Origin of the sequence: Paenibacillus piri, assembly GCF_004354045.1 — a bacterium.
GTDB classification, from domain to species: Bacteria; Bacillota; Bacilli; order Paenibacillales; family NBRC-103111; genus Paenibacillus_S; species Paenibacillus_S piri.
In genome coordinates, this window is sequence record NZ_SMRT01000001.1 from 356332 (window position 1) to 368985 (window position 12654).

At 52.4% G+C, this 12654-nt stretch carries 9 protein-coding genes; 6 read left to right on the forward strand and 3 right to left on the reverse strand.

The genetic code is table 11. The annotated features are described in order from the left end of the window. The first annotated feature begins 67 nt into the window (after window positions 1-67). The 6 genes from E1757_RS01520 (at window position 68) to E1757_RS01545 (ending at window position 8432) form a co-directional block, all read left to right on the forward strand. On the forward strand, window positions 68-2455 hold the full coding sequence (locus E1757_RS01520; protein WP_133225057.1) for a helix-turn-helix domain-containing protein: 2388 nt from the start codon (window positions 68-70) through the stop codon (window positions 2453-2455). Window positions 2456-2726: 271 nt separating this feature from the next. Further along, complete coding sequence (locus tag E1757_RS01525) at window positions 2727-4379, forward strand: extracellular solute-binding protein (RefSeq protein ID WP_246078968.1); 1653 nt, start codon at window positions 2727-2729, stop codon at window positions 4377-4379. 72 nt (window positions 4380-4451) lie between these two features. Further along, window positions 4452-5414: an ABC transporter permease gene (locus E1757_RS01530; protein WP_133225058.1), complete on the forward strand. Its 963-nt coding sequence runs from the start codon at window positions 4452-4454 to the stop codon at window positions 5412-5414. Between the two features lie 16 nt (window positions 5415-5430). Continuing rightward, entirely contained in the window at window positions 5431-6312 is an 882-nt protein-coding gene (locus E1757_RS01535) for a carbohydrate ABC transporter permease (RefSeq protein ID WP_133225059.1), read from the forward strand. A gap of 155 nt (window positions 6313-6467) precedes the next feature. Then, window positions 6468-7433 (forward strand): protease complex subunit PrcB family protein, encoded by a 966-nt coding sequence (locus tag E1757_RS01540; RefSeq protein ID WP_246078969.1) that lies wholly within the window; start codon window positions 6468-6470, stop codon window positions 7431-7433. Window positions 7434-7640: 207 nt separating this feature from the next. Beyond that, window positions 7641-8432: an alpha/beta fold hydrolase gene (locus E1757_RS01545; RefSeq protein WP_133225061.1), complete on the forward strand. Its 792-nt coding sequence runs from the start codon at window positions 7641-7643 to the stop codon at window positions 8430-8432. A 349-nt stretch (window positions 8433-8781) separates the two neighbouring features. On the opposite strand, the gene E1757_RS01550 is transcribed toward E1757_RS01545, so the two are convergent. The 3 genes from E1757_RS01550 to E1757_RS01560 form a co-directional block, all read right to left on the reverse strand. Continuing rightward, entirely contained in the window at window positions 8782-9003 is a 222-nt protein-coding gene (locus tag E1757_RS01550) for a hypothetical protein (protein WP_133225062.1), read from the reverse strand. Window positions 9004-9174: 171 nt separating this feature from the next. Further along, window positions 9175-10347 carry a lysophospholipid transporter LplT gene (gene lplT / locus E1757_RS01555; protein WP_133225063.1) on the reverse strand — a complete coding sequence of 391 codons (1173 nt, stop codon included), beginning with the start codon at window positions 10345-10347 and terminating at the stop codon, window positions 9175-9177. Continuing rightward, a complete protein-coding gene (locus tag E1757_RS01560; RefSeq protein WP_133225064.1) occupies window positions 10344-12500 on the reverse strand; it encodes an AMP-binding protein in 2157 nt (718 codons plus the stop codon). Before E1757_RS01560 ends, lplT begins: the two co-directional genes overlap by 4 nt. Window positions 12501-12654 lie beyond the last annotated feature (154 nt).

Below are 12654 nucleotides of genomic sequence, written 5' to 3' on the forward strand. Positions count from 1 at the left end.
TCCTGCAAAGAGAAGTTACAATAGATAATAAAGAAAACGGTATCATCGTAGCGGAGGGAGGAGTTTGATGCTGGGAAAGTTTCAATTCAACAGACGAAGCGTACTGCTTACCTGGCTCCTTTCCTACCTGGCTGTTCTATTGCTGCCTGTAATTATGAGTGTGATCGTTTATTCGAAATCGAGCGAAACGCTGGAAAACGAAATCAACCAGGCCAATCAATCACTCCTGAAGCAGGTTCGCGAGGTCATGGACAACCAGTTCGAGGCGATGGAGCGGCTCAATTTTGAAATTATGTGGAATGTGGAAGTAAGGCAGTTTCTTTATTCGGACAAGTATCAGATGTACCCTAACGAGTATTTGTACGATCTGCATAAAATTACCCAGGATTTGCTCATGTACAAAACATCGTATTCGCTTATTGACCTGTTCTATATTTATTTGGCCGATAATAAAACGGTGCTGCTGCCGGATGTATACCGGGACGCCGGCTTCGCTTACGAAATATTGCATAAAAGCAGCTCGCTGACATACGATCGGTGGGTCAGTACTTTGAATCAGAAAGAAGCAAAAGGATTTATTCCGATGGTCCGCATGAATGAGAGCGGCAAGGAACGAAAAACGGTCGCTTATATTAGCGCTTACCCGACGGAAACGGACAAGCCGAAAGCGACGAACGTCATCATGATCGACCAGTCGCGGATTTTGCGGGCGATCGATAATATAGAACTGTTCAATAAGGGGCATGTGCTGATTTTGAACGATGCCAATCAGGTACTGGTTTCGAATTCGGAGGAGAGCGAGCGGCTTGTTCTCGATTTTCCGTTCGAGAAAGAAGCGGGCTCCCCGTTTTTTTTATGGGATAAGGACGGCCAGCACTATGAGGTCACATTTATTCAATCGGATCGCTCCAAGCTCAAATATTTGTCAATCATCCCGAGCACGCTGTTTTGGGAAAAAGCGCAAAAGGTACGTCAGCTGACCTATATGAGCATATTTATCAGCTTGCTCGGAGGCAGCCTGTTAACCTACTTTTTCCTGAGAAGAAACTATATTCCGGTTCGCCAGCTCGTACGGGTATTTTCCGATAAGGCCGTCATGCCGCAAAATCAAGGGTACAACGAATTCAGCTTTATTCAGGAAGCGGTCGACCACACCTTGGTGGAGCTGTCCAAAATGATGTCCGAGCAAAAAAAGCAGCACCATATATTGCGCTCCAACTTTTTGGGACGTCTGTTAAAAGGGAAGCTGGACGGGCAAATTCCGGTGGATGAATCGTTGACGGCGTTCAATATGAGGTTTGAAACGGATGCGTTTGCCGTTATTCTTCTGTATATGCGGGAGGGTGCGTTCCATGAGCGCATTCAGCAGATCGGCTCGGCCGATCCGCAGAAGCTGATGCATTTTATTATTACGAATGTGATAGAGGAGTTGGCTTCGCAGAAGCACCATGGCTATGTGGCCGAGATCGACGAAACGTTAGCGTGCCTGATTAATTTTACCGACATAGCCCCCGACAAACGAATGGAGCAGTTAACCGAAATCGCCCGGGAAGCGCAGACATTTTTGATGTCGAAATATCATATCGGGCTAACGCTCTCATTAAGCGGCATTCATACGGGCATTGCGGGCATTTCCCAGGCTTATGCGGAAGCGCTCGATGCGATGGAATACAAGCTTGTGATGGGCGGTAAAGAAATATTGTCGTATGAGGAAATTCATCAAAGCGCCGCGGCGGATAATGCCGACACGGGCTACTATTATCCGCTGCAGGTGGAGCAGCAGCTGATCAATTACGTGAAGATCGGCGATTTTGAGATGGCGCGCCGGACGCTGGACGAGATCATCGAGCGCAACTTTAAACGGACGTTTATGTCCGTATTGATTGCCCGCTGCTTGATGCTTAATCTGGTCAGCACCTTGATCAAAACGATCAGCGAGCTCGGCGATATTCAGGACAGCGTGCTGATCCGCAATCCGCGTCGTATCGAGAAACGGATCGAGCAGTTGATCAACAGCAGTACGATTGAAGACATGCATATGCAGATGACCGAGTTTTTGGGAAAGGTTTGCGACTATACGGCCAACAAACGCCAGCAAAATATTCAGCAATCCCGGCAGCGGGCGCTGGATGACAGAATCCAGCAGGTGATGGATTACATCGGCCGTAACTATAGCGATTCGAGTCTGAACATCTCGATGATCGGCAGCCATTTTGATATGAAGCCGGCTTATTTGTCCAAGCTGTTCAAGGATCATACGGGGGAAGGGCTGCTCGACTCGATCAACAAAGCGAGGATTGAGAAAGCGAAGCAGTTGATAGCAGCCGATGTGAATAAGAACGTCAGCGAGATTGCTGTGGAGGTCGGCTTCAACGACGTGAACGCGCTGATTCGCACCTTCAAGAAGTATGAGGGCATAACGCCAGGCAAATATAAAGAGATGAAGGAACAATGAGCCGCTGTGCCGAAGCGCGGCTTTTTTTTTTTTATGAACTTTTTGCAGGGCGTAAAGTCGTTTGAATGGCGGTAAATTTGCTCTTTTGAACTTTTTGTAGATTCGATTGTATATTTTGAATAGTCAACCAATTATTTTTAAAGATGGTTTTGGCAATAATTGCGATTTCAATTTTGTAAGCGCTGCCATATAATGATGGGGTGAGGATGCCACTCACGTATTTATATTCAGAATTTTCGGATGAACCGAAATTCTTAGGAGGTCTTTCGCTGTGAAAAAAAGAAAGAAACTTGCTTCAACACTAGTTATGACGACTGTGATGAGCACCATGGTAATGGCTTGTTCCACGTCTACGCCTCCACCTGCCTCCGACAACAAGACGAACCAGTCCCAGACACCGCCGCCGGCTTCGACCGGGACGGCAACTACTTATCCGATGAAGACGGATAAAACGTTGACTTACTGGGCCGAGCTTACGGGCAACCTGGTCGGTGTGAAAGCGACCCATCAGGATGTACCGTTTTTTGCCGAATGGCAAAAGAAAACAGGCGTTCCGTTAAAATTTATTGCGCCTCCAACGAATCAGGCGAAGGAAACATTGAACGTAATGCTTGCCTCGGGCGATCTCCCGGATATGATCGAATTCAACTTCTTTAAAGATTTCCCGGGCGGACCGGAAAAAGCGATTAAAGACGGCTACATTCTCAAGCTGAATGATATGATCGATAAATTTGCGCCGAATTTAAAAAAGTATTTAAAAGAGCATCCGGAGATCGATAAAATGGTCAAAACGGATAACGGCAGCTACTACGCGTTCCCGTTTATCCGCGGCGACGATTCGCTCATGGTGTACCAGGGCCCGATCGTACGTCAAGACTGGCTGGATGAGCTGGGACTGCCGCTGCCGCAAACGATCGACGACTGGACGGCGATGCTGAAGGCGTTCAAGGAGAAAAAAGGTGCGTCGGCGCCGTTCACCGCTAGCAGCAAGCCGCGCGTCTTCAACGAGTTTAACAGCGGTCACTTTATGGGCGCATACGGGGTTACGCGCGATTTTTATCTGGATAACGGCACGATCAAATTCGGTCCGGCTGAAAAAGGCTACAAAGATTGGTTGGCCCTGTTCCGCGGCTGGTACGAACAAGGCTTGATCGACAAGAACATCGCGACCGTCGATGCGAAAGCATTTGACGCCAACATGTCGTCGGGAGCGTCCGGCGCTACGGTAGCCAATACGGGAGGCGGTATCGGCAAATGGCAGCCGCTGATCGAAGCGAAGGATCCGAAGGGCAAGCTGGTGGCGGCGCCGCAGCCGGTGCTGAAGAAGGGCGATACGCCGCAGTTTGGTCAAAGAGACCTGCCGTTCTCCATCAACGGCGGCATGGTAGCGATTACGGCAAAAACGAAAAATATCGAGTTGGCCGTAAAAATGCTGGACTACGGCTACAGCGAAGAAGGCCACATGTACTTTAACTTCGGTACCGAGGGCGTCAGCTACAAGATGGAAAACGGATATCCGAAATATACGGATCTGCTGATGAAAAATCCGGATAAACTGGCGCCGGCTCAAATGCTTTCTCAATATACCCGTTCCAATTACAGCGGACCGTTCGTTCAGGATAAACGTTACATCGAACAATACTTGGCGCTGCAGGCGCAAAAAGACGCCGTCGGCATCTGGGCGAAAACCGATATGGCGAAGCATCAAATGCCGCCGATTACGCCGACGCCGGAGGAAAGCACCGAGTTCGCGAAAATTATGACCGATGTGAACACGCTGGTTGATGAAATGACGATGAAAATTATTTTGGGCGCCGAGCCGGTGGACAGCTTTGAAAAATATGTGGAGAAGCTGAAATCCGTCAAGCTGGACCGTGCGATTGAAATTCAAAAAGCGGCTTTGGACCGCTACAATAAGCGTTAAGCTGAAATCCGGGGAGGGCTGGATGCCCTCCCTCCATATCCAAAAAATACGATTCGGAAGGAGGGGTAAGAAATGGCCAACACAGTGCAAATGGAAGCGCCTGCATCTGTAAAACCAACGAAAGCGACGTTTATGAAACGCTTCACCCGGGATTTTTTGCTGAACAAATACTTATATTTGATGATGGTTCCGGTCATCGCCTATTATGCCGTGTTTCATTACGCTCCGATGTACGGGGCCGTCATTGCTTTTAAAGATTATACCCCGATGAAAGGGATACTCGGCAGTGAGTGGGTCGGTCTCGCCCATTTTAAGGATTTTTTCGGCAGCTATTATTTTTGGCGCATTTTGAAAAACACCGTTGTAATCAGCTTGTACTCGTTATGCTTCGAGTTTCCGGCTCCGATTATATTGGCGATTCTCATTAACGAGGTCCGCCATCAAGTATTCAAACGGGTCGTTCAATCGATCACGTATATGCCCTACTTTATTTCGATGATCGTCATCTGTGGAATGATCAACGACTTTACGAATGCGGACGGCATTATCAATACGCTGCTGACCTATTTCGGCTACGACGGGCACGCGATGCTGCAAAAGCCCGAGCTGTTCCGGACGATCTATATCGTTTCCGAAATTTGGCAAAAAATCGGCTGGGAGTCGATTATTTATATAGCGGCGCTGATGAGCATCGACCAGGAGCAGTACGAGGCGGCGCGGATGGACGGCGCGAACCGCTGGAAGCAGATTGTGCACATCACGCTGCCCGGCATTATGCCGACGATTGCGATCATGTTCATTTTGCGCATGGGGAACCTGCTGAATGTTGGTTTCGAGAAAATCATATTGCTGTACAACCCGGTCACCTATGAAACGGCGGACGTCATTTCTTCCTTCGTCTACCGGAAAGGCTTGCTGGAGTTCGGCTGGAGCTACAGCTCCGCGGTGGGGCTGTTCAACTCGGTGATCAATCTGGCGCTGTTGATTACGGCCAACTACGTCAGCCGCAAAGTCAACGAAAGCAGCTTATGGTAAAGGAGGCGCATAGACGATGACGAGAAATCAAAGCTTATCCGATAAAGCGTTCGATGTCGCGATTCATGCGGTATTGGTGGCGCTGGTGCTGGTCACCTTATACCCGCTGCTGTACGTGGCGTTCGCCTCCATCAGCGACGCAGGGCAGCTGATCGCGCATAAAGGCTTGCTGTACCGGCCGCTCGGCTTCAGCCTGGAGTCGTACAAAAGCGTATTTAAAAACCCGGGTATATTGACCGGCTACCGCAATACGCTGTTCATTCTGGTCGTGGGGGTCACGCTCAACCTGTTTATGACCGCGCTGGGCGCGTATGTGTTATCGCGTAAAAACGTCATGTGGAACAAAGTGTTTATTTTCATCATCGTGCTGACGATGTTTTTCAACGGCGGACTCGTGCCTATGTACTTGACGGTCAAAGGAGTCGGCCTGATCGACACGCTGTGGGCGCCGATCATCCCGTTTGCGATCAGCACGTTCAACCTGATCATCATGCGGACGGCGTTCATGTCGGTGCCGGACAGCCTGGAGGAATCGGCGAAGATCGACGGGGCGAATCATTTTACGATCCTGTTTAAAATTATTTTGCCCTTGTCGATGCCGGTTATTGCGGTTATGATTCTGTACTATGCGGTCGAGAAGTGGAACGGCTGGTTTTATTCGTCGATCTTCATCAAAGACCGCGAGCTGTTCCCGCTGCAGCTCATATTGCGGGAAATATTGATCGCGAATTCGACGGACAGCATGTCGACCGGGGCCGGCGCGGAGGATCGCTTCCAACTGGGCGAGACGATCAAGTACGCGACGATTATCGTAGCGACGGTGCCGATCCTGTGCGTCTATCCGTTCGTGCAAAAATATTTTGTAAAAGGCGTTATGGTCGGCGCATTAAAGGGCTGACCCTTTTCGAATACCGGCCTTCCCTTTGAGTCACAATGAAGGGGAGGCCGTTTTTTTGCATGCGATCAGCAACCTTTTTCCAATCAAGTCCGTCTATTGAAGTAACTCCGGAGTGATTTGAAAAATTAATTTCAAAAGGTAAAGGATGGATATTGATGAAAAAGCTGGTTGCCCTTGCTACTACCGCTGCGCTCGTCTGTTCGTTGTCGGCAGGTTCCGTGTTTGCATTTTCAGATTTGGATGCTTCAGAGAAGCAGCCGATTCTCCAACTGAAGGAAAGAGGGATCGTATCGGGAGTGGACAGCGAACATTTTGCGCCGCGCGGCCAAATTAGCTTTGCTCAAAGCATAAGCTTGATTGTCAAAGGGTTGAATCTGAATATCGACAATATGAAGTTTGTTAAAAAGCCGGTTGCGTCCGATTATTTCACGAAAGTTCCGAATAACGCCTGGTATGCGGAAGCGCTGATCATCGCCAAGCTGAACGGACTTGACATTCCGCAAGATGTGGACCCTAATGCGATCATCACGCGCGAGAAATACGTCGATCTGCTCATTCACGCCGTGGAGACGAAGGGACAGTTTCCTGTCGTAAAAATGTTTATCCTGTTCGCCGATGAAGATCAGATCGATCCTTCCCTGCAGGGCACGATGCAGCGGATGTACCTGTACAAAATCGCCAAGCTGGACGAGGACCGGATGGTTCATCCGAAGCGGGAAATGACCCGCGGCGAGGCGGCGGTGCTGCTGAGCAATGCAATCCAGTTCGTGGAATCGCACACGCAGCAGCCGCCGCAGCAGGGCGAGGTGAAGGTCATCGTCGAGCAGGTGAACGCGGACGTCAATAAAGTGACCTTGTCGCGCGGCGAAATGCCGAACCCCGGCTATGGCATCGCGATTACGGGAATTCGTTTCCAAGCCGACGGTACGGCGGCCGTCACGTATACGCTCAGCGATCCTAAGCCCGGCGTCATGTATCCTCAGGTCGTTACCGAGGCGAAGGCCGACACTTACGTATCCTCGAAATATAAGCCGATTGCGGAAAAATCCGCGGACTCGGTGCCGTATGCAGCGGGAAGCGTAGAGCCGGCGCTGCCGGCGGTTCAGCCGCTGACGGAATAACAAGCGGGCGGACGGTCCGCTGTCCGTATCACCGCATTTATTCATAGAGGCGATTCATTTAAAGCATCCTAACCCTGATGCGCTCTTTCCGAAGAAGGACGGTGCAGCAGGAGGGATGTTTTTTGTTACGCGGATAACCGGGGATGTTTTTGGTTTGCCGCTGCCGGGTAATACCAACTAAATCCATGATTGGAAGGAGACGGGGCGATGGAGACGAAACGGATCGAACAAGGCGGCATGACATTCGCCTATAAAGAGCAGGGAGAGGGTCAAGCCGTTGTGCTGCTGCACGGCTTTTGCGGCAGCTCGGATTATTGGAACGAGCTGCTGCCGCTGCTGCCGTATCATTACCGGTTTATCGCGCCGGATTTGCGCGGCCACGGCCGTTCCTCGGCGCCGGAAGGAGCTTATACGATGGAGCAATTCGCCGAAGATCTCGTCAGGCTGCTCCAGCTGCTCCAGGCGGAACGCCCGATTGTACTGGGCCATTCGCTGGGCGGCTACGCGACGCTGGCTTTCGCCGAGAAGCATCCGCAGCTGCTGTCCGCATTCGGTCTCATTCATTCGACCGCTTATCCGGACAGCGACGCTGCGAAGGAAGGACGGCTCAAGGGGATGGCGACGATCCGCGGGCAAGGGCTGCCCGTCTTCATCGACGGCCTGATTCCGAAACTGTTCGCGCCGGAGCATGTAAAGTCGATGCCGGAAGCGGTTCGCTCGGCGGTCGACATCGGGCTCGGCACGCATCCTGAGGGCGCCGTCCGCACGCTGGAAGGAATGCGGACCCGGCCCGACCGGAACCGGGTGCTGGCCGATGCGGAGCTGCCGGTGCTGCTCGTTGCGGGCACCCATGATCAGATCGTCCCGCCGGACCGCGCTTTTTCCGTCAGTGGCGGGACCATCATGCAGCGGGAAATTGATGCAGCAGGCCATATGAGCATGGTGGAGGCGCCGCGGCGGCTGGCGGACATCATCGTCGAGTTTATTTCGAAGGTGTAGCGGTGGGCTGCCCAAGATTGCTGTTGAGCCAAGTACCCGGAATACTACAAAGACGTGCATGGATATGAATACCGGATCGAAGACCGTGCAGTAAAGAAAGAGGTAGAAGTAAAGCAGAAGGTAGAACAGAAAGGAAATGGGTATGGGGTGGAAAAGCGATAGCGGTCGCCTTTGAAATCGTGTCAATACCGCTACATACATTCAATGGGACACGATTTCAACAGCGATTTCCCTCCCAACGCACCAACGTATGGTTAGAACCAAGGACCGTCAGGATGATCTTCCTGACGGTTTTTCTTAAAACGGTCAGCATATACATCGGCAGGAACACAACGGCGGGCGGTCATCGTCAGGCGGGCTTCAAGTTGGTGATGTAGACGATAAAAGCGACGTATCCCAAAGTAATGACGATAATATAAATCCAGGAAAGCCTGGACCAATTGCCTTTCGTTTTCGAATCGTAATCCGGATTCCCCTCTTTGTTTGTTTTGGATACGCCGACAAGTATCGTTGCAATCAAAGCAATCAACATGACCGTCGCAAACAAAATATAGTAAACCGTTAAGGACATGATCGTTCACCTCTTTATGTTGGTATTCCCTACTCCAACCATAGCAGGATATGCCCCTAGTGTAACCGTCCACTTCTCCTTTATTTATCCCATCCAATTTTTTTTGGCCTGATGCAAGAGCCGGTGAAAAGGTCCGCTGCGCATGCGGCTCATTTTTCCGATCGCCGTTGTTCAACGGGCCTTTAGACCGAGGTATGCAAGAAAGAGGAGCATAATTATGCCCTGCACAACGATGGCCAACGACAGGGAAACTCCCTGTTCAACGATAAAGTAATAGATGCAGGATCCGGAAAGCATCAGCGCATTTTCGAAAAAGTTTTGCACGGCGATCGTTTTCCCCGACCCGACCAGCTTGATCCCTTCCTCCTGAAGCACGGTGTTCATCGGAACGATAAAGACGCCGCCCGTAAAACCGACCGATAATAAGAGAACGATCGTCATCGCCGGATGGTGAACCCACGGAAAAATCAAGATCAGCGCGACCATGATCAGTCCGTAAACGAGCGACTTCCGGTAGCGGTGCAGTTCGATCAGCTTGGGGGCCAGCAGCGCTCCGATCACGATTCCGACGGAGGTTGTAGCCAATAGCAGGGATACCCGAAAGTCATCCGGTTGAATTCCCAGCGCCAGCGGAATCCAGGCTAATACGGCGGTGCGAAGCACGGCCGAGCTCATCCAAAAGGAGCCCGTACCGACAAGCGAAAAGGCTGTTTGCGGATGGCGCATCAGCAGCCGGACGCTTGCGAAAAATTGCAGTGCCTCCCTCGCATAGCGGATGGAACGATTTCCGTGGATGCGCGGAATCCGGAAGGTCATGCCCAGCGAGACTGCATAAAGGACCGCGCAGACGAGGGAAGACTGCACCGTCGAAGCGGCTGCCGCAATAGCTCCGCCTCCGCCGATGCCGGTAAGGATGGCAAGAATCGTATAAGCTTCGATTTTGGAATTGGCTGTAAACAGTTCCTGGTCCGTCCGGGTCAGCTCCGGCAAAATGCCGTACTTGGCCGGAGAATAGACTACGGCTCCGACGCCGACCGTAAAATAACAAAGCATTAAGGGCAAAATGCCGGAATGGTTCACGAGTAAAAGCACGGCAATGCCCAACAGCTTGATCAGATTGCCGATAATCAGAACGACGGCTTTGGGCAGCTTATCTGCAAAAGGGCCTACGAACGGCGCCAGTAAAATGTAGGGCAGGAAAAACGCGATCGTAACCAAAGCGAGCGATTCCGGTGAAAATCCGTTTTTGCCGAGCAGATTGGCAATGACCAGAAGCGACATGTTATCGGCAAAAGCGGATAAGAATTGCGTGACGTACAAGGCATTCAAGGCTCTCCGATTCATCCTAAACCGCTCCCTCCGGAACTAACTGATTCAGCCGCCGTATGACCGTCGGAGGCTTCGGCGTATGCTTTCAAAGCGACGTAATCGGTTTTGCCGCTCCCGAGCAGCGGCAGTCTGGCGATGACCTCCAGCTTCGCCGGCACGAGCAGCGCCGGGTAACCGGCTTCGAGGATGCGCGCTTTCAGCTGCTGCAAGCTGCAGTCCGGCTTAGTGACGTAGAGCAGGATCCGCTCGCCTTTGCGCCCGTCCTGCAGGCTGATGGCTGCGACGTTCGGATCTTCATAGACGGCTCCCGCGAGCTCTTCCACCAGCTGCAGCGAAATCATCTCGCCGCCGATTTTGGCAAACCGCTTCAATCGCGATTTGATGCTGAGGAAGCCCTGCTCATCGAGCTCCACCACATCTCCGCAGTCATACCATTCCGGACAAGGAACAAAGCCTGTGCCGTGAATCAAATACCCCTTCATGACGTTCGGACCTTGGATGAGCAGGCTGCCGCCGGCCGCTATGCCCGGTATGGCCTCGAGCCGGCAGCGGATGCCCGGCAGCGGGCGGCCGACGGTACCTTTTTTGTACGCAAGCGGCGCATTAATCGAAATGATCGGCGAGGCCTCGGTCGTTCCATAGCCTTCCAGGATACGAATGCCGAATTTGCGGCTCCACAGCTCGCTAACTTCATCCTTCAGCTTTTCCGCGCCGGTGACGACGTACCGGAGCGCATGGAAATCGTACGGATGGGCGGCGCGCCCGTAACCGGCGAGGAAGGTGGATGTGCCGAATAAAATCGTTGCATTGCGGTCATAAACGACTTCTGGAATGACGCGGTAATGCAGCGGGCTCGGATACAGCACGACAGGGACGCCGGTCAGGAGGGGCAGCAGCGTGCCGGCCGTCAGCCCGAAGCTGTGAAACATCGGCAGCGCGTTGAACAGCTTGTCGGCCGAGGTGAAATCGAATACCGAGCGCGCCTGCTGTATATTGGCATACAGCTGCTCATGTCCGAGCACGACGCCTTTGGGCTTGCTTTCGCTGCCCGAAGTGAACAGGATGACATCGCTAAAGCCGGCGTCCGCCTTTCTGCGCAGCAGCAAATCCATCATCCCGCCCCAACGGTCGGCACCCCGCACGCCGGCCTTCAGATCCTCCATATAGACGATTCGGCATTTCCGGCCTAGCGCGGCAACGGTATCTGCCAATTTAGCTTTCGCGATAAACTCGCGGGAAGTGACGATCGTGCGCAGCACGGCGGTTTCGCAAGCATCCTGCAGGCTTTGCCCGCCTGCGGAGAAATTGAGCAGCGCCGGGGTGACGCCGAGCCGGAACAGGGCGAACAGCGCGATCGCATGACCGACCGAGTTCGGCAGCAGCACGCCCGCGGCGGCTTCCTTGCCCAGCAGCGGCCGCAGCTTGCGGGCGAACACATAGGAAGCGAGCGCCAGCTTCCGGTACGTCACCTTCTGCGACATATCTTCGCAGATACGGCGCCGCCAGCCGTGGCGCGAGGCCTGCAGCAGCAGCTCGTCGAACAGATTGACGTCCGGCTTCAACCGGCTCTGCAGAAGCTGCTCCTGTAGGGCGAACAAAATCCGTTCGGCAGCGCGTTCCTTTTGCAGCTTCATCGATACGTTCGGCTGCAGCGATATGCGGAACGCTTCGCCGATATGAATATCGATGGCCGGGAACCATACGGTTTTCACTTTTTGTCCGATATAGGAAAGTTTCGAACGTTCGGCCCCGTTAATGGCGATAGGGAACAGGCTCGCTTCGGTTTTCAGCGCGATATAGCCGATGCCGTTATATATTTTCATCATTCCGCCGGTTACCGTAATCCGGCCTTCGGGGAAGAGCACGAGCGGTACGCCGCTCTGCACCGTCTTCATCATCGTCCGGACCGAGTACGGATTCAGCGGGTCGACCGTAATATGACGGCGCAGCCGGAGCAGCAGCTTGATCCGCCTGGCGATCGCCGTATTGACGACAAAGGTCGCCTCCTCGGGCAAATAGGCCGCCAACAAAGCCGCGTCAAGCAGCGAGACGTGGTTGGCAATCAGAATGGCCGGGCGGCTGAAATCGAGCTTATCCAGTCCCGTTACCCGAAGTTTAAATAAAATGCGCAGCATAAGCCTTAACAACGCGGTCGTAAACCGTATCATCTCGATCGTCTCCTCTTGGGACTGGCTATAGGATCAGGTGCTAATTATATTGTATAAGGAAAGGGAGGAGATGAGGAGTACTAACTTGCATTAGTACCCCGAACGCGTGTTTTATAATCGCGGTTTTAAAGGAAGAGAACCCGCTCGCTCCTTT